The organism is Nocardiopsis sp. iso_25 (genome assembly GCF_056173305.1).
Genome location: NZ_CM149667.1, coordinates 2587303 through 2610313 on the forward strand (window position 1 = coordinate 2587303; position 23011 = coordinate 2610313).

The window sequence follows — 23011 nt, forward strand, 5'->3', positions numbered from 1 at the left end:
CCGTCACCCGCTCGCAGCCGCCCGCGCCATGCGCTGAGGCCGGAGGAGTCGCAGAAGGCCGTCGAGGACACGTCCACGGTCACGTGCCCGGGCCCGCACGTCACGGCTCTTTCAGGTGCGGGCACGGGAGCCCCCACCCCGCCGTGCCCTGCTACCCGCCCATGGAGGAAGGAAACCCGCGACCGCCGGAATCAGGCCCCCGTGTGCCGCGACCTGCGAGGGAACGGCGCGCCGCAGTACCGCGCAACGCCCCAGAACACGGCACTTGGGCCACAATTGGCGCGGAAGCGTTCAAGACCACGCCTCGGTGGATAACCTCTCACCATGAGTGTGCGGCGGATTATGGGTATCGAGACCGAGTACGGGATCTCCGTACCAGGCAACCCCGGGGCCAACGCGATGGTCACCTCCACCCAGGTGGTCAACGCCTATCTGGCCGCCTCGGCGGCCCGGGCGCGGCGTGCCCGCTGGGACTTCGAGGAGGAGAACCCGCTGCGCGACGCGCGCGGCTTCGACCTGGCACGTGAGGTCGCCGATCCCACGCAGCTCACCGACGAGGACCTGGGCCTGGCCAACGTCATCCTCACCAACGGCGCCCGCCTGTACGTGGACCACGCCCACCCCGAGTACTCGGCGCCCGAGGTCACCAACCCGCGCGACGCGGTGCTGTGGGACAAGGCGGGGGAGCGGGTGATGGCCGACGCCGCCGCGCGGGCGGGGGCCACCCCGGGCATCGAGCCGATCCAGCTCTACAAGAACAACACCGACAACAAGGGCGCCTCCTACGGCTGCCACGAGAACTACCTGATGCACCGGTCGACGCCGTTCGGCGACATCGTCCGGCACCTGATCCCGTTCTTCGTCTCCCGCCAGGTGGTGTGCGGGGCGGGCAAGGTCGGCATCGGCTCCGACGGGCAGGGCAGCGGGTTCCAGATCTCCCAGCGTGCCGACTTCTTCGAGGTCGAGGTGGGGCTGGAGACCACCCTCAAGCGCCCCATCATCAACACCAGGGACGAACCGCACGCCGACCCCGACCAGTACCGGCGGCTGCACGTCATCATCGGCGACGCCAACATGAGCGAGATCTCCACCTACCTCAAGCTGGGGACGACGGCGCTGGTGCTGTCGATGATCGAGGACGGGTTCCTGAGCGCGGACCTGTCCCTGGAGACCCCGGTGGCCGACCTCCGGGAGGTCTCGCACGACCCCGGCCTCACCCACCGGGTGCGGCTGCGCGACGGGCGGCGGATGACCGCGCTGGAACTCCAGCGCGAGTACCTGGACCAGGCACGCAAGTACGTGGAGGACCGCTTCGGCACCGACGTGGACCCCGACACCGCCGACGTCCTGGACCGCTGGGAGTCGGTGCTCGACCGGCTGGGCGCCGACCCGATGAGCCTGGCCGACGAGCTGGACTGGGTGGCCAAGCTCAAGGTGCTGGAGGGCTACCGCTCCCGGGACTCCCTGGAGTGGTCGCACCCGCGCCTGCAACTGGTGGACCTGCAGTACTCCGACGTGCGGGCGGACAAGGGCATCTACAACCGGCTGGTGGCGCGCGGGCGGATGAAGCGCCTGCTGGAGGAGGCGCAGGTGGACCGGGCGGTCACCGAGCCGCCGGAGGACACGCGCGCCTACTTCCGCGGGCGCTGCCTGGCCAAGTACGCCGACGAGGTGGCCGCCGCCTCCTGGGACTCGGTGATCTTCGACCTGCCGGGCTACGACTCGCTCCAGCGGGTGCCGACCCTGGAGCCGCGCCGGGGCACCAAGGAGCACGTGGGGCAGCTGCTGGACGCCTCCCCGACCGCGGCCGACCTGGTGGCGGTGCTCACCGGGGGCCGCTGACCCGGCGGTCGCCGAGGCCCCGGGGACCGCGTGCGCCCGCCCGGGGCCCGGGGCCCGCGTCCCGGTCGGCGCAGGGACTCCTCAGGTGTGCCAGGTGCCGTCGTGGCAGCGGACGGGCTCCAGGCTCAGGGCGGTCCACAGCTCCAGGCGGGTGCGGGGCTCGTCCAGGCGGCGGCCCATGACCCGCTCGGCGGCGCGCAGCCGCGAGCGCAGGGTGTTGCGGTGCACGCCCAGGTCCCGGGCGGTCGCCTCCACCTGGGCGCTGTTGTCCAGGTAGTGGCGCAGGGTGTGCGCCAGCTCCGTGCCGTTGCGGGCGTCGTGGGCGCGCAGCCTGCCCAGGACCGCCTGGTCGAAGGCGCGCGCCCCCTCGACCGGGACCGCCGAACGCAGCAGCGCCCAGGCGTCGGTCTCGTCCACGTGCCGGTACCCCTCCGTCGCGGACTGGCGCGCCCGCTCCACGGCCGAGGACAGGTCGTCGGGTCCCCGGGCGGTGCAGGCCCCGGCCGCGACCGGGCCCCCGTCCGGGGCGGACAGCGCCTCGAACAGGCGCCTGCCCGGGCGCGGCGCGCCCCCGCTGTCGGGCAGGACCGCCACCAGCACGTCCTCCAGGGGGCACAGGCCGCCGTTGCGCGCGGCACCGGTGTCGCCGAGCACGTCTGTCAGCGCGTCCGCCGCGCGGTCCAGCAGCCGGTCGGGCCAGGGGGTGCGCAGGCACACCACCTCCCAGGGCGGGGCGGGCAGGGGCGGCGGCACCCGGGGCCGTCCCGTCACCGCGGCGAGCAGGACCGGGGCGCGTTCGCGGTACAGCGCCCGCCGGGCGTCGCGCGAGTGCAGCAGGTCCACCGCCAGCAGTGAGGCCGCGTGGTTGGCGAGCATCCGCACGTGCGGCGTCACCGGGGACGGGCAGCGCAGCGCCAGCCAGCCCAGCGTCCGGCCCGCGGGGCCCAGGGTCTGGAGGAGGACGCTCGCCTCCCCGTCGGCCAGCACCGTCATCCCGCGCGGGCGTCCCGCCAGGGCCGAGCGCACCAGCGCGTGCCAGGGGGGTTCGGTGTCGGGCACGGCCGCGCTCATCATCCCGTTGCGGTCCAGCAGCAGCGACGCTCCCGAGGTGGCCGAGGACAGCTCGCCCATCACCCCGGCCGGGCCCGAGCGCAGCGACGCGCGCGCCATCGCGTCCTGTGCGGTGAGCACCCGGTGCTGTTCGCGCGTGCGTTCGGCCGCGTAGTGGTCGGCCACCGCCTCCACCACCGCGACGAAGGGGGTCTCGCCCTCCACGCGCAGGATCGGCAGGCCCAGGGCGTCGCCCTCCTCCAGCACCTCGGGCGGAACCTCGCGCCGCCGTACGTCCACGGCCATCCCCAGGCCGGCGCACCCGGCCCCGTGCAGGCGGCGCACGTAGGCGCGGCGCGCCCGCTCGTCGGCGCCCAGCCCCAGACCGACCGTGAGCACCAGCTCCCCGCCGCGCAGCCAGCGCACGGGGTCGTGCAGCTCGATCACGTGCGCCCAGCGGATCTCCCGGTCCAGGCCGGACCGGCCCGCCGCCACCCGCACCTCCAGGTCCGGGTCGGCCGTGATGTCGCGGACCGTGATCGCCAACGTCCCTCCTCCCGCCTCGCGGATTGTGCACTGTGCACATGTGTAACAGCTTGCACGGTGCACACCGTCCCGGCGCGGACGGCCGGGGAGTGTCTACGGTCACAACAACACCCGAACCACGGGCCGCGGGCCGCGGTGGCGCCCGTCCGCGACGTGTCGGCGGCGAAGGCCGCCGACCGCGGGCGGGCCCCGCCACGGCGGAGCCGCGCCGGTCCGCGGTGCCGGTCCGCGGCGCCCGCCGACCGGACGACCCGGTCCGGGGCCGCACCGAACGCGCAACGGAGCACACATGTCAGAGCGGACCGCCCCCACGTCCCCGCACCCCGCGCGTGCGGCCGTGGCGGCCTTCGTCGGCACCACCATCGAGTGGTTCGACTTCTACGTCTACGCCACGGCCGCCAGCCTGGTGTTCGGCACCCTGTTCTTCCCGCCCGGCACCGACCCGGTGATCGGTCTGATGGCCTCCTTCGCCACCTTCTCGGTGGGCTTCTTCGCCCGCCCGCTGGGCGGCCTGGTCTTCGGCCACTTCGGCGACCGCCTGGGCCGCAAGTCCGCGCTGGTCATCACCCTGCTGATGATGGGCACGGCCACGTTCTGCGTCGGCCTGCTGCCCACCTACGAGCAGGCGGGGTTCATCGCCCCGGCGCTGCTGGTCCTGCTGCGCTTCGTGCAGGGCATCGCCGTGGGCGGGGAGTGGGGCGGCGCCGTCCTGATGGCGGTCGAACACGCCCCCGAGAACCGCAAGACCTTCTACGGCGCCTTCGCCCAGCTCGGCAACCCGGCCGGTGCGCTGCTGGCCACGGGCTCGTTCGGGCTCATCGCCGCCTGGGACGCCGACCTGCTCCACACCTGGGGCTGGCGCCTGCCCTTCCTCGCCTCGGTCCTGCTGGTCCTGGTGGGCCTGTTCATCCGCCTGAAGGTGGAGGAGTCGCCGGTCTTCGAGGCCATGCGCGAGGACCCCGACCAGCCGCGGGAGCTGCCGCTGCGCGAGGCCGTGCGCGGCTCCTGGCGCCCCCTGCTGCTGGGCATCGGCGTCCTGCCGGTGGCCGTCGGCGGCTACTACGTCGTCACCACCTTCCTCCAGGCCTACGGCGTCACCGAGGTCGGGATCAGCGAACAGGTCATCCTCAGCGGCCTGAGCCTGGCCGCGTTCGTCGAACTCGTCGCGACCCTGGGCGTGTCCTGGCTGGGCGACCGCTTCGGCACCGTCCGCGTGGTCACCATCGGGCTGGTCGGCGTCATCGTGCTGGCGCTTCCCCAGTTCCTGGTGCTGGAGACCGGCAGCACCGTGCTGATCTTCGCGGTGCTGTGCGTGATGCGCCTGGCCATGGCCGCGGTCTACGGGCCCATCGCCCGCGTGCTCGCCCAGATGTTCCCGCCGCGCACCCGTTACACCAGCATCTCCATCGCCTACCAGGTCGCGGGGGCGGTCTTCGGTGGCCTCTCGCCGATCGTGTGCACCGCCCTGCTCGCCGCGACCGGCAGCATCCTCCCGGTGGCGGCCCTGCTCATGGCCATGTCGGTGGTGAGCATCCTGTGCCTGGCCAGGGCGCCGCGCCACCGCGACGACGAGCTCGCCGCCGCCTGAGGACCCCCGTCCCACGAGCGCCGCGGGGAACCGGGGAGCGCCCCCGGGCCCCGCGGCCCGTAACCGCCGCGGCCCGTACCGCCGCACCCGCGAGCGGTGGCCCGACCACCGCGCGTCCCCCCCGCACCGCCGTCGGGCCGACCGGCCCGGCGCCAGCCCACCGAGGAGGAACCCCACCCGTGTCCGGTCTGCTCATCCACAACGCCAACGTCCTGACCATGGACGACGCCAACCCCCGGGCCCGCGCCGTGGCCGTGCGCGAGGGCCGGGTCCGCCTGGCCGGGGACACCGAGGCCGCCCGCGCCGCCGCGGGCCCGGGCGCGGTGGAGGTGGACGCGGGCGGACGGACCGTCCTGCCCGGGTTCATCGACCCGCACAACCACCTGCTCTCCACCGCCGAGTCGCTGGCCGCCGTCGACGCCGGGTACCCCCGGGTGGGCAGCGCCGCCGACCTGGTCGCCGTGATCGGGGCCGAGGCCGAGCGCACCCCGCCCGGCCAGTGGATCCGCGCCTTCCACATGGACGACGCCAAGTTCCCGGGAGGGCGGCCCACCCGCCGCGACCTGGACGGGGCCACCGGGGAGCACCCGGTCATCGTCTACCACGTCTCGGGCCACCAGGCCGTGGTCAACTCCGCCGCCCTGGCCTGGAGCGGCATCGGCGAGGACGTCCCCGATCCGGCGGGCGGCTCCTTCGTGCGCGACGAGGGCGGGCGCCTGACGGGCATGGTCCTGGACTCGGCCATGGAGCTGCTGCTGCCCCTGGCCGTGGACATCGGCTGCCACGGCCCCAACTTCCACACCGACCTGCCCGCCGAACAGCTCCTGGGCTGGCTGGCCGCGGCGGCCGTCCCCTACCTGGCGGCCGGGGTCACCACCGTGTGCGACCCGCAGGTCTCGGCACGCGAGCTGCGCGTGTACCGGGCCGCCCGCGCGGCCGGGACCCTGCCGCTGCGCACGTTCGGCATGCCGCTGTCCCACCAGCTGGACGCGCTCACCTCCGCCGGGCTGGCCAGCCCCTTCGGCGACGACTGGCTGCGGCTGACCGGCATGAAGTTCTACTCCGACGGCACCCTGCTGGGCGGCACCGCCAAGTTCAGCGTCCCCTACGGCGAGCACGGCGAGTTCGCGGGCAGCCTCTACCACCACCCCGACCAGCTCGTGGACCTGGTCACGCGGGCCGCCGCGGAGGGCTGGCAGGTCGCCGTCCACACCCAGGGCGACGCGGCCATGGACAACACCCTGGCCGCCATCGCCTCGGCCGCGCGGGTGTCGGGACCCGACCCGCGCCCGCGCGTGGAGCACTGCGGCTACCCCACCCCGGAACAGGCCAAGCGCTTCACCGACTACGGCGTCATCCCCGTCAACCAGCCCAACTTCCTGTACGACAGCGGCGGCGACTTCCTGCGCCGCCTGGGGGCGCGGGCCCACCGGCTCCAGCCCATGCGCGAGGAACTCGACCTGGGACTGCGCCCGGTGCTCTCCAGCGACTCCTTCGTCTCCAGCCTGCGTCCGATGGACACCGTGGCCAACGCGGTGTGCCGTACCACCCGCGAGGGCGAGGAGATCGGCGTCGAGCAGGCCGTCACCCTGCACGAGGCCCTGCGCGCCCACACCCTGGACGCCGCGCACGCGCTGGGCGTGGAGGACCGCCTGGGCGCGCTGCGCCCCGGGCACCTGGCAGACCTGGTGGTGCTGGACCGCGACGTGGAGTCCCTGCCCGCCGAGCGGCTGCGCGAGGTCGACGCGTGGATGACGGTGCTCGACGGCCGCGTCGTCCACCGCGCCCCCTGAGCCCCGGCCGTGCCCGGCTCGCGCCCGCCGCCCGCGCGGGCCCCGCGGTCGCGCTGTCCGGGGCCCGGGGCCCGCACACGGGCGTCCCCCGTCCGCGCCTGCGCGCGGACGGGGGACGTGCTGGAGAGTGTGTCAGCTGGTGCGGATACGGACGCCCCAGGAGTTGATCATCGGCGTGACCTCCTGGTAGTAGGTCGTGCCGCCGACGGAGCAGTTGCCGGAGCCGCCGGAGGTGACGCCCTGGGCCTGCGAGCCGGAGATGAACGAGCCGCCGGAGTCACCGGGCTCGGCGCACACGTTGGTGCGGGTGAGCGAGTAGACGGTGCCCTGCGGGTAGCGCACGGTCTGGTTGCGGGCCTGGATGGTGCCGCAGTGCCAGCCGGTGGTGGAGCCGGAGCGGCACACGGCCGAGCCGGCCGGGGCCTGGCTGGCGCCGGACACCGACTGGTAGCCGCCGGAGTTGTAGCGCGAGACCAGGTTGGTCAGGGTGAAGTTGGAGGTGCCGCGGACGAAGGCGGCGTCGTTGCCGGGGAAGACCGAGTTCTGGAAGGTGCCGCGGCCGTTGCCGATGGTCACGCCGGTGCCGACGGTGCCGCAGTGGCCGGCGGTGACGAAACCGGGCTGACCGGCGCTGTTGGTCGCGGCGAAGCCGACGGAGCAGCGGCCGCCCATGTAGTAGGCCAGGCCGCCGATGATGTCGGCGTAGACCTGCGGGGCCTCCTCGGTCTCCTCCACCCGGACCGAGGAGGAGTCCACGCCGGCGTCGGCGAGCAGGGCGGCGACGTCGGCGTCGGAGCCCTCCAGCACCTCGACCACGACGGTGTCGCTCTCCACGTCCGGGTACCAGCCGAGGACGCTCGCGGGGGCCTCGGCGCCGTTGAGGTCCTCGACGACCTCGGCCAGGCCCTCGGTGCCGTGTGAGACCACGGTGGCCTCGGCGCCGGTGGCCTCGACGGCCTCGACGGCCGAGGAGTCGGTCACCAGCACGGTGAGCTGGAGGGTCTCGGTGTCGAACAGGGAGCCGCCGTAGGCCTGGCCCGCTGCCTCGGTGGCCTCGGCGTCGGTCTCGATCGCGGCTTCCTGCGCCGAGAGCAGCTCCTCGGCCTCGGCCGAGGTGAGGTCGAGGTCGCGCTTGAGCGCCTCCGTCATGCTGGCGGCGCTGTCGTCGGCGACGGGGGTCTGGGGGACGGGGGCCGGGGCCGCGAGGGCTCCGGGGGCCATGGCCAGTGCCATACCGAAGGCCAGGGCTCCTGTGCCCACGGCGGAGATGATGCTGGAGGGTCTCATGGGGGTCCCTACTCTCCAAGGGGGATAGACGGGGGATTCGGGGCTCTGCGTTCCTGTAGGAGCGGAAAGCCCCTTTCGGGCAACGAAGTTGATCCGATTCCCGAAATTCACCGAGACGTCCGGTAAACGATCACCAACATAAGTGCACACTTTGACGCTGCAAAGACCCGTGTGGTGTGTATTCATTCAGAAGGACGAGGGATTGTCCCATGACCCTTCGTTTCGCGATGGCTACGCGTAGTCGCTCTGCGTGCGACCTTGTGATCCTCGCGTTCGTCCGGTGACGGAGCGAAGCGGATCGGTTGCGTCAAGGGGTGCTTCGTGGCCGGATGCGGACGCCGGTACCGGGTGCCATCCGTAACACCGCGGCTACAGGTGTGTAACTCCAAAGGTCAGGGGCGGCCGTCGGGGGCCTCTCGGGCGGGTGCCGACCCGGGGCGGAGCGGACGCGCCCGTGGCCGGACCCGGACACGCGAGGGGTTCGCGGGACGCCTGAGGCTTACGCGTGCGCCCTCGGAGCGGCGCCCGCGCGGCGCCGCCGCGCCAGCGCGAGCGCCCTGGCGCGCGCTCCCGGAAGCGGGGGGCGGGGCGCTCCGGCGCACGGCCCGGGGATCGCGCGGATACGGGAAAAGGGCGGCCGTGGACGCGCGCGGAGAAACGGAGAGAAGGAGAACGGGCGCACCCGCGCGAGGCGCCCCACGAGAAAAGGCGCCCCCGCCCACTGCCGTGGACGGAGGCGCCGTGGGCGCTGCCGGAGCGCTAGCCGGTCACCAGGGACAGCCCCCAGCTGCTCAGCAGGGGAGTGATCTCCTGGTAGTAGGTCGTGCCGCCGACGGAGCAGTTGCCGGAGCCGCCGGAGGTGACGCCCTGGGCCTGCGAGCCGGAGATGAACGAGCCGCCGGAGTCACCGGGCTCGGCGCACACGTCCGTCCGGGTCAGGTCCTGGACCGTGCCCTGCGGGTAGCTCACCGTCTGGCCGCGGGCCTCGATGGTCCCGCAGTGCCAGCCGGTCGTGGAGCCGGAGCGGCACACCGCCGAGCCGGCCGGGGCCTGGCTGGAACCCGACACGGCCTGGGGGCTGCCGGAGTCGTACCGGCTGACCAGGTTGGTCACGTTCCAGTTGGAGGTGGCCGCGACGAAGGCGCCGTCGCTGCCCGGGAAGACGGACTCCTGGAACGTTCCCGAGCCACTGCCGTCGGAGCTCTCGGCGCCGGTGCCGACGGTGCCGCAGTGGCCCGCCGTCACGAAGCCGCCCGCGCCGGAGCCGTCGGTCACGGCGAACCCGACCGAGCAGCGTCCGCCGCCCATGTAGTACGCCTCGCCGCCGACGATGTCGGCGAACAGGCGCGGCGTCTCATCGGTCTCCTCCACCTGGACGGCGGAGGGGTCCACGCCCGCGGCCTCGACGAGGCCGTCGGCGCTGGCGCCCTCGGAGACCTGGACCACGACGGTGTCCTTCTCCACGTCCGGGTACCAGCCGACGACCCCTTCCCGGCCGCCGGTCTCGTTGAGGTCCTCGACGATCTCGGCCAGGCCCTCGGTGCCGTGTGAGACCACGGTGGCCTCGGCGCCGGTGGCCTCGACGGCCTCGACGGCCGAGGAGTCGGTCACCAGCACGGTGAGCTGGAGGGTCTCGGTGTCGAACAGGGAGCCGCCGTAGGCCTCACCTGCGGCCTCGGTGGCCTCGGCGTCGGTCTCGATCGCGGCTTCCTGCGCCGAGAGCAGCTCCTCGGCCCCGAGCGGGGTGAGGCCGAGGTCTCTCTGCAGCGCTTCCATCATCGTCTGGGCCTCGCTCGCTGGCTCGGCCGGTACGGTCGCCGCACTGGCGCCCGGCGTCACGGAGAACGCCAGACCGAACGCGAGTGCGCCGGTGCCGATAGCGGAGATAGCGGGGGAGGGTCGCATAGATCCCTACTCTCCTCGGGTAACTGACGGGGGTTCGGGGCCCGACGCCCGCCGGCGAGGGCGTCGGACTCCGGTGGGGCCGTGCAGGGGGCCCGACCCCACGGTGTGCCTACCGAGGGTCCTGTCGCCAAGACAATCGGTAAGCGAACACACACCATAAGTGCACAACCTGGATAGCGGAAGAGCGGATGCGGGGGCCCGCCTTTCCAGGGATGACCGGGCCATCGGATGATCGGATGAATAGCAATATGTGACGCATGGTGATGATGTGTCTGACCTTGCGCTTCTCCGCCGGTATCGCTTCCACAACACGGAAGCGCGGTGTTGGCAAGGGGTGTTCCGTGGCCGGATGCGGCCATCGAAACCGGGTGCCATCCGTGACCGTTCGGACACGTAGGAGTAACCCCGAAGGTCAGGGCGGTGACCCGTGGGTAACTCCCGTGCTCGGAGTGAACAGCGGTACCCGTGGCGGTCCACCCCGGAGGGCGCGGCGCGGGTTCCTGCGGGGTGCGCAGAGGGCGGGAGCGGGTCCCTCCGCGTCTCCGCGCGGGCCGCCCCGCCCCGCTCCGGAAAAGGAGGAGGCGCGGACCCGGCGGCCCCGCCCATCCCGCGCTGAGTCGGCCGTGACACGCCCGGGGTGCGGCGCACACGCGTACGAGCACGTGCGCGCGCAGGTGGGACGACCCGAGGTAACTAGCGAGTATCGGGCCCCTGGAAGGGGGTTGAGGCGCCCGGTGTTGGGCCAAGATAAGGGCAAGAGCCCCGAACGGGGAGCCCGAACGGGAGGTAACAGGCTATGGCGACGAAGGACACGGGCGGCCAGAAGCACGCCTCGCGCCGCGACGAGGAGGTCGAGGAGACCGAGGCCTCGGCGGACGTTCAGGAGCGCAAGGACCAACTGGACGAGGACGTCGACGACATCCTCGACGAGATCGACGACGTGCTGGAGAGCAACGCCGAGGACTTCGTCCGACAGTTCGTGCAGAAGGGCGGCCAGTAGCCGCCCCGCGGCGGTTCGCTGACAGCGCACTCCAGCGCCGCCAGCCCCGCCGCACACAGGACTAGGGTCAGTTCCAACGGTCGGCGCACAGCCACCGCAGACAACAAGGACAACAGGCGCCCCACCCGCCCCCATGCCGGGGTGGGGCGCGCGTGGAGGGAGTCGCGTGTTCGAAGGGTTCGAGGGCGGACGGTTGCCCGCCGCTTTCATGAGTGCGGGAACCTCGTCCTTCACCGAGTTTCTCAGTTCGGTCCGCCCCGAGATGCTGCCCGGACACAAGCTGCCCCCGGGCGGCGGGACCGAGCACCTCACCCCCGACGCCACGACCATCGTCGCACTGACCTTCCCCGGCGGCGTGCTCCTGGCGGGCGACCGCCGGGCCACGCAGGGCAACGTCATCGCCAACCGCGACATGGAGAAGGTCTTCCGCACCGACGAGTACTCCGCCGTGGCCATCGCGGGTTCGGCCGGGTTCGGCATCGAGCTGGCCCGCCTCTACCAGGTCGAGCTGGAGCACTACGAGAAGATGGAGGGCCGCTCGCTCTCCCTGGAGGGTAAGGCCAACAAGCTCGCGCAGATGGTGCGCGGCAACCTCGGCCTGGCCATGCAGGGCTTCGTCGTCGTCCCGCTGCTGGTCGGCTACGACGAGAACACCGGGCAGGGCCGCGTGTTCAGCTACGACGCCACCGGCGGCCGCTACGAGGAGCAGCGCTACCACTCCATCGGCTCCGGATCGGTCTTCGCCAGGGGCGCGATCAAGAAGCTCTACCGCGAGGACCTCGACCAGACCGGCGCCGCCAGGGTCGCCCTGGAGGCCCTCTACGACGCCGCCGACGACGACTCCGCCACCGGCGGCCCCGACCTGCACCGCAAGATCTTCCCCCTCGTCGACGTCGTCACCGAGGACGGCCACCGCCGTCTGCCCACCGAGGACGTGGCCCGCCTGGCGACCGAGGTGGTCCAGGGACGCGCGGCCGACCCCGACGGCCCCACGGCCACGCTGGGCTGAACCGGCCCCGTCCCACACCAGACATCTCCCGACTAGGTAAGGAAACGATCCGCGGTGTCGATGCCGTTCTACGTCGCCCCCGAACAGCAGATGAAGGACAAGGCGGACTACGCGCGCAAGGGCATCGCGCGCGGCCGCAGCGCCGTCGTCCTGCAGTACGAGGGCGGGATCCTCCTGGTGGCGGACAACATGTCCCGCACCCTGCACAAGATCAGCGAGCTCTACGACCGGATCGGCTTCGCCGCCGTCGGCCGCTACCCCGAGTTCGAGAACCTGCGCCTGATGGGCGTGCGCTTCGCCGACGTGCGCGGGTACCAGTACGACCGCCGCGACGTCAGCGGGCGCCAGCTCGCCAACATCTACGCCCAGACCCTGGGCACCGTGTTCAGCGAGAGCCTCAAGCCGTGGGAGGTGGAGATCGTCGTCGCCGAGGTCGGCGACACCTCCGCCGACGACGAGATCTACCGCATCACCTTCGACGGCTCCATCGTCGACGAGCAGGGCTTCGTGGCCGTGGGCGGCTCCTCCGAGCACGTGTCCGGCGTGCTCAAGGACCGCTTCGCCGCCGACGCCCCCCTCAGCGCCGCCCTCAACGCGGCCACCCACGCCCTGGCCAGGGAGAACGGCGAGGAGCGCGAACTGGAGGCCACCAACCTGGAGGTCGCGGTCCTGGAGCGGTCCAGGGAGCACCGCAAGTTCCGCCGCATCCACGGCCAGCGCCTGACCGACCTCATCGAGGAGGGCAGGGCGGCCGGAGGCGGCACCGCGAGCACCGGAACCACCGGGAGCACCACCACGGGCGGGACCGACGAGTGACCTGGAAACGATGATTCACGGTGCGGCGCTCCCGAGGCGCCGCACCGGCCGGGCGGGTGTGGACGGCGCGGCCCCGTCGTCCGCACCCCGGTGACGGGAAGTTGGTGAGGCCGCGTGGAACGACGGATCTTCGGGCTGGAGAACGAGTACGGGGTCACGTGCACCTTCCGTGGACAGCGACGGCTGTCCCCGGACGAGGTCGCCCGCTACCTCTTCCGCAGGGTGGTCTCCTGGGGGCGCAGCAGCAACGTGTTCCTGCGCAACGGCGCCCGTCTGTACCTGGACGTGGGCAGCCACCCCGAGTACGCCACCCCCGAGTGCGACAGCCTCGTGGACCTGGTGGCCCATGACAAGGCCGGTGAGCGCATCCTGGAGGGGCTGCAGGTCGACGCCGAGCAGCGCCTGCACGAGGAGGGCATCGCCGGGGACATCTACCTGTTCAAGAACAACACCGACTCGGCGGGCAACTCCTACGGCTGCCACGAGAACTACCTCGTGGGACGGCACGGCGAGTTCGGACGCCTGGCCGACGTGCTCATCCCCTTCCTGGTCACCCGCCAGATCGTCTGCGGCGCCGGAAAGGTGCTCCAGACCCCCCGGGGCGCCCTGTTCTGCGTCAGCCAGCGCGCCGAGCACATCTGGGAGGGCGTCTCCTCGGCCACCACCCGCTCGCGCCCCATCATCAACACCCGCGACGAGCCGCACGCGGACGCCGAGCGCTTCCGGCGCCTGCACGTCATTGTCGGCGACTCCAACATGAGCGAGACCACCACCCTGCTCAAGCTGGGCTCCACCGACCTGGTGCTGCGCATGATCGAGGCCGGGGTGGTCATGCGCGACTACACGCTGGAGAACCCGATCCGGGCCATCCGCGAGGTCAGCCACGACATGACCGGCCGCCGCAAGGTGCGCCTGGCCAACGGGCGCGAGGCCAGCGCGCTGGAGATCCAGCGCGAGTACCTGGACAAGGTGCAGAGCTACGTCGACCGGCACGGCACCGACGCCACCGGCAAGCGCGTCCTGGAACTGTGGCAGCGCACCCTGGAGGCGGTCGAGACCCAGAACCTGGAGACCGTCTCCCGCGAGATCGACTGGGTGGCCAAGTACCTGCTGCTGGAGCGCTACCGCGACAAGCACGACCTGTCCCTGTCCTCGCCGCGGGTGGCCCAGCTCGACCTGACCTACCACGACATCCACCGCGACCGGGGGCTGTTCTACCTGCTCCAGAGCCGCGGCCAGATGGAGCGGGTGGTCGGCGACCTCAAGATCTTCGAGGCCAAGTCGGTGCCGCCGCAGACCACGCGGGCCCGGCTGCGCGGCGAGTTCATCCGGCGCGCCCAGGAGCAGCGCCGCGACTTCACGGTGGACTGGGTCCACCTCAAGCTCAACGACCAGGCCCAGCGCACGGTGCTGTGCAAGGACCCCTTCAAGTCGGTGGACGAGCGGGTGGAGAAGCTCATCGCCGGCATGTAGGACTTCCGGTCCCCTGCTCCCGGAGCCCCGTCCGGCGGTCGAAGGCCGTCCGCGGCGGGGCTCCGGCGTTCGTGGTGTTCCAGGGGGTGGTTACGGCCCTTCTTTTCGGTAGTGTGACTCTGTCCCAAGCCGGAAATCAGAGGTTGTGACCCATGCACCGACGTGCTGCCGCCCTCGCGGTGCCGCTGACCGCGATCGCCCTGGCGGTCTCAAGCTGCGGAAACATCCCCGAAGAGTGGCGTACTCCCGCCTTCATGCGTATGGGGGAGGACCAGCTCGACCCGCGGCTTCCCGAAGTCACCGGCGAGGTCGGTGAGGAACCGGAGGTCGCCTTCCCCGACGAGGAGCCCCCGACCGAGCAGCTCTCGGGCGTCGTCGACGAGGGCCCGGGCGAGAACGAGCTGGTGCGCGCCGACGACCTCCTGATCGCCAACGTCGTCCAGTTCCAGTGGACCGGCCCCGGCGAGGGCGCGCCCGTCGAGGGGCAGTCCAGCTACGAGACCGGCGCCCCGGACCTGATCCGCATGGAGCAGATGCCCGCGGAGATCAGCGACGTCCTGGTCAGCCAGCCGGTCGGCAGCCGCGCCGTGTACGTCTTCCCGCCCCTCACCGAGCAGGAGCGCCAGCAGGCCGAGATGTCGGGGCAGCCCGTCCAGGAGGGCGCGAGCGTCCTGGTCATCGACCTCATGGACCGCTTCAACAAGGGTTCGGTCGTGGAGGGCGAGCAGGTCACCGACGGCGGCGACGGCCTGCCCACGGTGACCCAGGAGGGCCACAGCGAGCCCACCATCGAGGTCCCCGACACCGACCCCCCCGAGAACCTGGAGGTCGTGCCGCTCATCGAGGGCGACGGCGCCGAGGTCGAGGAGGGCCAGCAGGTCATCGTCCAGTACAGCGGTGTGCGCTGGGAGGCCGACGAGAACGGCGAGCACCCGGTGTTCGACTCCACCTGGAGCCGCGGCGGCGACCCCTTCGACACCACGATCGGCGCCGGCGCGGTCATCGAGGGCTGGGACGAGGGCATCGTCGGCCAGCCGGTCGGCAGCCGCCTGATGCTGGTCGTGCCCGGCGACATGGCCTACGGTCAGACCGAGGAGGAGTCCGGGGGAGCCCCCGCCGGGACGCTGGTCTTCGTCATCGACATCCTGGGCGCCTACGACAACCCGCCGCCCCCCGAACCCGCCGAGGGCGAGGGCGCCGGCGGCGAGGAGGCCGCACCGGAGGAGTCCCCCGCGCCCGAGGAGGGCGGGGAGTAGCCCACCCGGCGCGGTCCCGTGCACGCCCGGGGCCGGGGAGCGGTTCCCGGCCGAGCAGAGCGCGCACACCCGGACAGCCGGCACCGGACGCCCCCGCGGGGAGGTCACCCGCGGGGGCGTCCGCGTGTCCGGAGCGCTCCCGCCCGGGCGGACACGCCCGGGTACCGCGTTCCACTGCCCTTCACCGACCGGTGCGTAGAGTCGAATCCATCGGTGGACGGGCGAGGGGGAAGCTCATGTCAGACCGTCGGCGCTACTGCTACGTCTCCGGGCTGGGCCTCGGGGTTGCGGCGCTGGAGGAGCTGTGCGCCCGAGGCTTCCCGCCCGGCCTGGTGGTGTCCCACCCGGCCGAGCTGGCCCACTGCTCCGGCTACCACGACTACGGAGCCCTCGCCGGCCGGCTCGGTCTGCCGCACCTGCGCGCCGCCCTCGGCTCACCCGAGGCGCGCCAGGCCCTCACCGACCACGGCATCGACCTGATGGTCGTCGCGGGCTGGTCGGGGGACGTTCCGGAGGAGGTCCTGTCCTCCCTGGCGCTGGGCGGGGTCGGACTGCACCCGGCGCCGCTGCCCGTCGGCCGGGGCCGAGCGCCCATCCCGTGGACCATCCTGCGCGACATGCGCTCCAGCGCCGTGACCCTCTTCCACATCGAGGGGGAGGAGCACAGCGGCGACATCGTCGACCAGGCCTGGTTCGACGTGGCCCCGGACGCCACCGCCGCCGGTCTGTACCAACGCGTGGGGCTCCTCCAGGCGGAACTGCTCGTGCGCCACGTGGAGGGGCTGCTGGAGGGCACCGCGCCCCGGCGGCCGCAGAGCGGCCACGCGTCGGTGTGGCCGCGTCGGCGCCCCAGCGACGGCCACCTCGACCTCACCGCCTCCGGAAGCGACGTGGACCGGATGGTGCGCGCGCTGGCCGAGCCCTACCCGGGGGCGTTCGCGATGTTCGGCAGCGCCCGGATCACGCTGTGCTCGGGCCGCCTGGCGGGCGGGGTCACCGGCGGGGCTCCCGGGCAGGTGGTCGCGACCGGCCGGGGACGGGAGTGGGGGATCACCTGCGGGGATGGGGCCGTGTTCGTGCCCGAGGCGCTGCGGGTGGACGAGGGGGTGCGCGCCCGGCCGACCTCGTTGGCGATGTTCCGGCCGGGGACCTTCTTCGAGGCCCCCTCCCAGCACATGCTGGAGGGCACCCGGCGGACGCCCCTGCCCGGCCAGGCGCCGAGCGGGCCGAACAGGGTCGTGCCCGCGGCCCGGACCGCGCCGGAGGCGCGGGCTCCGGAGGCGCGTGCTCAGGGGGCGGGGGAGGGAGACGCGCGGTCGCGGGCTTCGGAGGAGCGGTCACGGGCACCCGAGGAGGGGGCTTCCGGGGCGGACGTGTCGGGTGCGCCGGACGGATCGGGTGCTTCGGACGCGTTGGGGGCGGACGGGGCGGAGGCCCGGGGACCGGAGCAGCGGGTTTCCGAGGCGCGGGTTTCCGAGGGGCGGGTTTCGGAGGCGCAGACGCCGCAGGCACGGGTTCCCGATGCCCGGGGACCGGAGCCCCGGACCCCGCAGGCGCGGGCGGGGGACGGTACGGACCTCGCGTCCGGGATCATGGCGGGTGACCCCGGTCCGGCCGACCAGCGCTGAGGAGTGGGGCAGGCCGGAGCCCGCGGCCCACGAAGGGGCGTCCGCGGCCGGAGCCCGGAACCCGTGGTGGTGGGTGGCACGCGCCGGAGTCCGTGGCCCGGGGTGGGAGGCGGAGCCCGCGCGGGAGGCGCGCAAGCCGGAGCCCCGGAACCCGGCGCCTCGGGGCGGACCTGCCGAAGAGCGGGCAGCACGGAGCGGGCGGGGCGCGAGCGCCCCCCTTTATTCAGGGTAGAAGCCCGGCCCCGGCCCGAACCAGACCGTTCTGGAGCCTGTGGACGACCCACCCGCGCCGCCCCGGCCCGCGCCTACAGCAGGGCGGCCGCGTGGAGGCCCGCCGCCGCGGCGCTCAGGAAGGCCGCGCGGTCCTCCTCCAGGCCCCGGCCCATCGTCGACACCTTCACCGGAAGCGTCCGCACCGCCTCCTCCAGCCCCTCCACACCGACCTCCACCAGGGTGTGCCGCTCGCCCAGAGCCCCGGCCTGCACGCGCACGCGCTCGCCGAACACCCCCGGCAGCAGCGGCACCACCACCTCCGCCCGCGCCAGCGCCACCCGCCCGTAGGCGGTCAGGCTGTGGTGCGACACCCCCCGGTGCCGCTCGCGCGCGTCGGCCTCGCTCACCCGCAGCGACGCCACCGGACGCCCGCCCAGCACCGCCGCCGCGTTCACCGCCTCACCGCACGAGACGCCCGAGAACCCCCACGGAGTCCCGGTGCCCAGGTTGCCCGGGCCCTGGCACACCACCGCCACGTCCGCGCCCAGCACGTGCCGGGCCGCCAGCAGCCCCGAGTGCACGGTCACCGCCTCCAGGTCGCCGCCGAAGGACTGCCCCGTGGTCACGCACCCCGCCAGCAGCCCCTCCTCGCGCAGCGCACCCACCAGCCGCGAGAACGCCGCGGGCAGCGCGCCCCCGTCCAGCATCACGTGGACGATCCGCGCCCGCGGACGGTGCGCCCGCACCCCCGCCACCACCGCGGGCAGCGCCGAGTGCAGGTCGGCCACCACCACCGGCATGCCCTCCACGCCCTCGGCCGAGCGCAGCACCTCGTGGTGGGGCGAGCCCTGCTCGTCGGCGCCCAGCACGGTGGCCTGCAGCGGGGTGTAGCGGGCCTTGACCAGGTGACCGGGGCCCCGGGGGTCGGGGGGCAGCCGGTCGGGCACGGCCACCACCAGCGCGTACCCGCCCGTCCCCAGCCCCAGGTCCAGGGCGCCGGTGTTGAGCAGCACGGTGTCGCCCGCCTCGGGCGAGCCCACCAGGTCGGTGTAGGCCAGCGCGCGGCACGTCACCTCCCCGCCCGCTCCCGCGGCCTCGCGGCCTCTGCGGTCCGCTCCGGCCACGGGTTCCAGCGCCACCGCGCACAGCACGACCCCCGGCCAGGAGGGGAGGATCTGACGGACTTCACCACGGCGCCACCGGATCATGCAAGGCACGGTACCGTCGTTGCTGAACCGGTGCCCGGGCGACGCGCCAGCGTCAGCCGCCGCCGGTCCATCCACCACGGGCGAGAAGGGTGCGGACGATGTCGCGCAGGAAGACGGAACGACAGCTGAACCTGGTCATCTGTCTGTTGTCCACGCGCCGCCACCTGACCGCTCAGGAGATCAGGAAGACGGTGCACGGCTACGCCGAGGCCGAGACCGAGTCCGCCTTCAAGCGCATGTTCGAGCGCGACAAGCGCGAACTGCGCGACAGCGGCATCCCCATCCAGGTGGGCACCGGCGACGCCATCAGCGGCGAGGAGGGCTACCGCATCTCCCGCTCCGACTACGAGCTGCCCGAGATCGAACTCCTGCCCGACGAGGCCCTCGTCCTGGGCCTGGCCGCACGCGCCTGGCGGCACGCCTCCCTCGGCGAGGCCGCCGCCAACGCCCTGTTCAAGCTGCGCTCCGCGGGGGTCCCCGTCGACAGCGAGGCCGCCCCCGGCCTCACGCCCGCCATGCGCACCGACGAGCCCTCCTTCGGCCCCGTCTGGCAGGCCGTGCGCGACCGGCGCCCCGTCTCCTTCGCCTACCGCAAGCCGGGCCAGACCGAGGCCGAGACCCGCGAGGTCGAACCCTGGGGCATCGTCAACCTGCGCGGACACTGGTACGTGGTCGGCCACGACCGCCTGCGCGACGCCCGCCGCGTCTTCCGCCTGGGCCGCATCCGCGGCGAGGTGACCGTCCTGCGCGGCGGCCCCGACGTCGTCGTCCCCGAGGGCGTGGACCTGCGCTCGGTGGTCGCGGGCCACAGCGCCGAGTCCGAGCGCACCGCCGTCCTGCGCGTGCGCACCGACTCCGCGCACGCCCTGCGCCGCAGCGCCCTGCGCGTGGTGCCCGGCGAGCGCGACAGCTCCGGCCTCGGCTGGGACACGCTCACCCTGCCCTACACCGACACCCCCGACCTGGTGCGGCGCGTGGCCTACTTCGGCTCCAACGCGGTCGTCGTCGAACCCGTAGGCGCCCGCGAGGCCATGGCCGCGCACCTGACGGCCACCGCCGAGACCGCCCCCGTCGCCGAGGCCGCCGACGGTCCCGGCTCCGCGGAGGAGGCCGAGGCTCCCGCCCGCGGTCCCCGCTCCGCCGACCAGCTGCGCCGCCTGCTGATGCTCGTCCCCTACGCCCTGGGCCGCGACGTGCGCGTGCCCGAGGTGGCCCGCCACTTCGGGCTCAGCGAGAAGCAGGTGGTCGCCGACCTCAGCCTGCTGTGGATGTGCGGCCTGCCCGGCTACACCCCCGGAGACCTCATCGACGTCGACCTCGACGCGGCCAGGGAGACCGGCGAGATCATCATCGCCAACGCCGACACCCTCGCCCAGCCGCTGCGCCTGACCGCCGACGAGGCGGCCAGCCTGGTCGTGGGCCTGTCCCTGCTGGAGGCGCTGCCCGAGACCGAGGGCCTGGAGACCGGTGCCCTCAAGCGCGTGGGCGAGAAGCTGCGCGCCGCCGCCGGGGCCGCCCTGGGCTCGCTGGCCGACTCGGTCCAGGTGCGCCTGGAGGGCGACGAGCAGGTCGCCCAGACCCAGCGCCGCTGCGCCGACGCCCTGGAGGCTGGCCAGCGCCTGCACCTGCGCTACCTGTCGGGCTACCTGGACCAGGTCACCGAGCGCGACGTGGACCCCATGGGCCTGGTGGTCCAGGACGGCTACCCCTTCCTGGAGGGCTACTGCCACCTGCGCCGGGACGTGCGCCTGTTCCGCCTGGACCGGGTCCTGGAACTGACGGTTCTGCCCTTCGGCGCCGAGGTGCCCGCGGGGGTGGGCCGCCGCGACCTGTCCGGGGGTGTCCTCCAGCGCTCGGAGCGCGACGCCCTGGTCGTCCTGGACCTGGAGCCCGCGGCCCGCTGGGTGACCGAGGACTACGTGTGCGAGTCGGTGACCGAGCTGCCCGGGGGAGGCGTCCGCGCCACCCTGCGCACCCCCGCCCCGGCCTGGGTGGTGCGACTAGCGCTGCGACTGGGACAGCAGGGGCGCGTGGTGTCCCCCGTGGCTCTGGCCGAGGAGGCCCGGGCCGAGGCCCGCCGTGCGCTGGAGCACTACCGGACGCCCCAAACCTCCGCGAAATTGGTCGAGACCACTTCGTCGCCCGAGTGAGGCCCAGACGTTCGCCCCGGGTCAGGGGACAGGTCGGTCCGGAAAGGATAAGGTTGCAGCGTGATCGCCCTCGCTGTCCTGTTCGGTGTGGTCACGGCCGGACTCGTCGCCATCGGCGCCCCGGCGCTGCGCGCACGCCGCGCGGCGGGGGTGCTGTCCCGAGCGGTGGCACGTGCGTCGGACGAGTACCGGGCGAGCAGCGCTGACCTGCGTGAGCGCGTCGGCCGCGGTGACGCGGGGCCGTGATGGCCCCGCGTTCGAATGCGCGTACCATCGAAGGCGCTTGGTCGCGCCCCACAGAGAGGTAGAACCATGGGACCGTTCAACGGACCTACCATCGCCATCCTCATCGTCCTGGCGATCCTGCTCTTCGGAGCCAAGAAGCTCCCGGACCTGGCCCGCTCCCTGGGGCGCAGCGCGCGCATCCTCAAGGCCGAGAGCAAGGGTCTGGTCGACGACGACAACAACGAGTCCGAGGACAACGCGGACACCCGCGCCCAGACCCACCAGCAGCAGGCTCCTCAGCAGAACACGCCGGGCCAGCCCCAGCAGGGTTACCAGCAGCAGCCGCAGCAGCCCCAGCAGCAGGGCTACCCGCAGCTGCCCCCCGGCCAGCGCATCGTCGACGAGTCCGGTGAGACCACGCACCGCACCTACGGCAACTAGGTTCCCGGAGGCCGCGCGGCGACGCGCGTGCGGGCTCCGCCCCGCCCCGGAGTCCAGGGCCCCGACGCCGAGCGGTACGGGGCCGGAGCAGACGACGAGAGAGTGACCGCACGATGAGGGCACGAAGCCGGGCCACCAACCCCGAGGCCCGGATGCCGCTCATGGACCACCTGCGCGAGCTGCGCAACCGCCTGGCGAAGGCGATGATCGCCCTCGCCCTGGGCACGGTGGTCGGCTTCCTGGTCTACGACTGGGTCTGGGCCTTCCTGGTGGAGCCCTACTGCTCCCTGCCCGTGTCCCAGGTGACCGGCCCCGACGACTGCTCCCTCATCGTCACCGGGCCCTTCGACGCCTTCTTCGTCGCCTTCAAGATCTGGATCTTCGTCGGCGCGCTCGCCTCCGCGCCGTTCTGGCTGTACCAGCTGTGGGCCTTCGTCGCCCCCGCCCTGCACGGGCGCGAGAAGCGCTACGCCTACATCTTCGCGCCCCTGGCCGCGGTCCTGTTCGCGGCGGGCGCGACCCTGGCGTACTTCATCACCTCGTACGCGCTGACGATGCTCTTCGGGTTCCTGCCCGAGGACGCCGATCCCTTCCTCACCATCAGCGAGTACCTCAACTACATGCTCATCATGATGGGCATGTTCGGCCTGGGCTTCGTGCTGCCGCTGCTGGTGGCGCTGCTCAACATCATCGGGATCCTGCCGCACGCGGCCATCGCCAAGTGGCGCCGCGTCATCATCTTCACGGTGTTCGTGATCGCGGCCGTCATCACCCCGGCCGAGCCCATCTCCATGCTCGCGCTGGCCGTTCCGCTCGTCGTCCTCTTCGAGGTGGCCGAGCTGTTCGCCTTCCTCAACGACCGGCGCAAGAAGCGCGACGACCCCTACGCCGGCCTGGACGACGACCAGATCTCCGAACTCGACGAGACGCCCTCCGAGTTGGACGAGACCCCCTCGCCGCTGGACGGCCCCGACGTGGGCGAGGAGAGCGGAAGGCGCTCCTGAGCCCCTCCGGTACACGCTAGGGTCGGGCGGTGGGACGGGCCGCGGAGCCGTCCCGTCGGCCCGGGGAGCCCGGCCGACGCCGGTTGCTGGGAAGAGGAAGTGCGATGAGCGAGCGGACCGAGACCGAGCGGGAGCTCCCGCCCGAGGCCATGGGCAACGAGAAGTGGCACGACACCACCGACGCGGTCTGGATGCGGTCCTCCCTGTCCAAGGAGGAGTCCGAGGCCGTGGTCGAGGTCGCCACCTTCGACGACGGCTTCCGCGCGGTGCGCGACGGCAAGTCCCCCGAGAAGGGCACCCTGTTCTTCACCCCCGCCGAGTGGGAGGCCTTCGTCCTGGGCGCCCGTGACGGCGAGTTCGACATCCCCGAGGAGTACCTCACCGAGGAGGAGCGCCGCATCCAGCGCGGCGAGGTCGACACCGAGGTGGCCTGGGTCCCCTCGCCGCTGAACACCCCCAAGGCGATGGAGGAGTACCACCGCCGCCAGCGCGAGGAGGCCGAGCAGGGCGGCGCGGGGGCCTCGGAGTAGGCCCGGCCGTCCAGCGCGCCGGGCCCCGTCGGCCCGGCGGAGCCCGG

Annotated in this window: 17 protein-coding genes and 1 pseudogene; 14 read left to right on the plus strand and 4 right to left on the minus strand. The window is 73.1% G+C overall.

All coding sequences use genetic code 11. From position 1 onward, the window contains the following. Window positions 1–324 precede the first annotated feature (324 nt). Entirely contained in the window at window positions 325–1842 is a 1518-nt protein-coding gene (gene dop / locus AC0VX6_RS11185) for a depupylase/deamidase Dop (protein WP_368045825.1), read from the plus strand. Between the two features lie 81 nt (window positions 1843–1923). On the opposite strand, the gene AC0VX6_RS11190 is transcribed toward dop, so the two are convergent. Then, complete coding sequence (locus tag AC0VX6_RS11190; protein WP_475468483.1) at window positions 1924–3438, minus strand: PucR family transcriptional regulator; 1515 nt, start codon at window positions 3436–3438, stop codon at window positions 1924–1926. Window positions 3439–3727: 289 nt separating this feature from the next. Here AC0VX6_RS11190 and AC0VX6_RS11195 point away from each other — a divergent pair, with 289 nt between their 5' ends. After that, the gene (locus AC0VX6_RS11195; RefSeq protein ID WP_475468484.1) at window positions 3728–5026 is read left to right on the plus strand and encodes an MFS transporter; all 1299 of its coding nucleotides are present in this window, start codon (window positions 3728–3730) and stop codon (window positions 5024–5026) included. A 179-nt stretch (window positions 5027–5205) separates the two neighbouring features. Then, the gene (locus AC0VX6_RS11200; RefSeq protein WP_274977462.1) at window positions 5206–6819 is read left to right on the plus strand and encodes an amidohydrolase; all 1614 of its coding nucleotides are present in this window, start codon (window positions 5206–5208) and stop codon (window positions 6817–6819) included. A 132-nt stretch (window positions 6820–6951) separates the two neighbouring features. Here AC0VX6_RS11200 and AC0VX6_RS11205 read toward each other — a convergent pair whose 3' ends face one another. Continuing rightward, window positions 6952–8106, minus strand: a complete 1155-nt coding sequence (locus AC0VX6_RS11205; RefSeq protein ID WP_475468486.1) for a S1 family peptidase — start codon at window positions 8104–8106, stop codon at window positions 6952–6954. Window positions 8107–8865: 759 nt separating this feature from the next. After that, on the minus strand, window positions 8866–10011 hold the full coding sequence (locus tag AC0VX6_RS11210) for a S1 family peptidase (protein WP_475468488.1): 1146 nt from the start codon (window positions 10009–10011) through the stop codon (window positions 8866–8868). A gap of 796 nt (window positions 10012–10807) precedes the next feature. Between AC0VX6_RS11210 and AC0VX6_RS11215 the strand changes: the two genes are divergently transcribed. The 6 genes and pseudogenes from AC0VX6_RS11215 to AC0VX6_RS11240 all read left to right on the plus strand — a co-directional run. Next, window positions 10808–11011 (plus strand): ubiquitin-like protein Pup, encoded by a 204-nt coding sequence (locus tag AC0VX6_RS11215; protein ID WP_013152531.1) that lies wholly within the window; start codon window positions 10808–10810, stop codon window positions 11009–11011. Window positions 11012–11177: 166 nt separating this feature from the next. After that, window positions 11178–12020: a proteasome subunit beta gene (gene prcB, locus AC0VX6_RS11220; protein WP_274977465.1), complete on the plus strand. Its 843-nt coding sequence runs from the start codon at window positions 11178–11180 to the stop codon at window positions 12018–12020. Between the two features lie 54 nt (window positions 12021–12074). Next, complete coding sequence (gene prcA, locus AC0VX6_RS11225; RefSeq protein ID WP_212640344.1) at window positions 12075–12836, plus strand: proteasome subunit alpha; 762 nt, start codon at window positions 12075–12077, stop codon at window positions 12834–12836. Between the two features lie 114 nt (window positions 12837–12950). Beyond that, complete coding sequence (gene pafA / locus AC0VX6_RS11230; protein WP_047871713.1) at window positions 12951–14309, plus strand: Pup--protein ligase; 1359 nt, start codon at window positions 12951–12953, stop codon at window positions 14307–14309. A gap of 152 nt (window positions 14310–14461) precedes the next feature. After that, window positions 14462–15565, plus strand: coding sequence for an FKBP-type peptidyl-prolyl cis-trans isomerase (locus tag AC0VX6_RS11235; RefSeq protein ID WP_274977466.1), 1104 nt, complete (start codon window positions 14462–14464; stop codon window positions 15563–15565). 236 nt (window positions 15566–15801) lie between these two features. Beyond that, window positions 15802–16791: pseudogene (locus AC0VX6_RS11240) on the plus strand (methionyl-tRNA formyltransferase); the annotation flags it as partial. Between the two features lie 707 nt (window positions 16792–17498). Here the strand turns inward: AC0VX6_RS11240 and AC0VX6_RS11245 are convergent. Then, window positions 17499–18614, minus strand: a complete 1116-nt coding sequence (locus AC0VX6_RS11245; protein WP_274977468.1) for a DUF3866 family protein — start codon at window positions 18612–18614, stop codon at window positions 17499–17501. A 98-nt stretch (window positions 18615–18712) separates the two neighbouring features. Between AC0VX6_RS11245 and AC0VX6_RS11250 the strand changes: the two genes are divergently transcribed. From AC0VX6_RS11250 to AC0VX6_RS11270, 5 genes are all read left to right on the plus strand, one after another. Then, window positions 18713–20764: a helix-turn-helix transcriptional regulator gene (locus tag AC0VX6_RS11250; protein WP_274977469.1), complete on the plus strand. Its 2052-nt coding sequence runs from the start codon at window positions 18713–18715 to the stop codon at window positions 20762–20764. Between the two features lie 60 nt (window positions 20765–20824). Further along, window positions 20825–21010 carry a hypothetical protein gene (locus AC0VX6_RS11255; protein ID WP_274977470.1) on the plus strand — a complete coding sequence of 62 codons (186 nt, stop codon included), beginning with the start codon at window positions 20825–20827 and terminating at the stop codon, window positions 21008–21010. 66 nt (window positions 21011–21076) lie between these two features. Then, complete coding sequence (gene tatA / locus AC0VX6_RS11260; RefSeq protein ID WP_475468490.1) at window positions 21077–21430, plus strand: Sec-independent protein translocase subunit TatA; 354 nt, start codon at window positions 21077–21079, stop codon at window positions 21428–21430. Window positions 21431–21582: 152 nt separating this feature from the next. Next, window positions 21583–22434, plus strand: coding sequence for a twin-arginine translocase subunit TatC (gene tatC / locus AC0VX6_RS11265; RefSeq protein ID WP_274978121.1), 852 nt, complete (start codon window positions 21583–21585; stop codon window positions 22432–22434). Window positions 22435–22538: 104 nt separating this feature from the next. Continuing rightward, window positions 22539–22964, plus strand: a complete 426-nt coding sequence (locus AC0VX6_RS11270; RefSeq protein ID WP_274977472.1) for a DUF397 domain-containing protein — start codon at window positions 22539–22541, stop codon at window positions 22962–22964. Window positions 22965–23011: the final 47 nt, after the last annotated feature.

Coding starts and splice junctions, on each gene's coding strand:
- dop (WP_368045825.1), top strand. CDS start 325: ATGAGTGTGCGGCGGATTATGGGTATCGAGACCGAGTACGGGATCTCC.
- AC0VX6_RS11195 (WP_475468484.1), top strand. CDS start 3,728: ATGTCAGAGCGGACCGCCCCCACGTCCCCGCACCCCGCGCGTGCGGCC.
- AC0VX6_RS11205 (WP_475468486.1), bottom strand. CDS start 8,106: ATGAGACCCTCCAGCATCATCTCCGCCGTGGGCACAGGAGCCCTGGCC.
- AC0VX6_RS11210 (WP_475468488.1), bottom strand. CDS start 10,011: ATGCGACCCTCCCCCGCTATCTCCGCTATCGGCACCGGCGCACTCGCG.
- AC0VX6_RS11215 (WP_013152531.1), top strand. CDS start 10,808: ATGGCGACGAAGGACACGGGCGGCCAGAAGCACGCCTCGCGCCGCGAC.
- AC0VX6_RS11235 (WP_274977466.1), top strand. CDS start 14,462: ATGCACCGACGTGCTGCCGCCCTCGCGGTGCCGCTGACCGCGATCGCC.
- AC0VX6_RS11245 (WP_274977468.1), bottom strand. CDS start 18,614: ATGATCCGGTGGCGCCGTGGTGAAGTCCGTCAGATCCTCCCCTCCTGG.
- AC0VX6_RS11250 (WP_274977469.1), top strand. CDS start 18,713: ATGTCGCGCAGGAAGACGGAACGACAGCTGAACCTGGTCATCTGTCTG.
- tatA (WP_475468490.1), top strand. CDS start 21,077: ATGGGACCGTTCAACGGACCTACCATCGCCATCCTCATCGTCCTGGCG.
- tatC (WP_274978121.1), top strand. CDS start 21,583: ATGCCGCTCATGGACCACCTGCGCGAGCTGCGCAACCGCCTGGCGAAG.
- AC0VX6_RS11270 (WP_274977472.1), top strand. CDS start 22,539: ATGAGCGAGCGGACCGAGACCGAGCGGGAGCTCCCGCCCGAGGCCATG.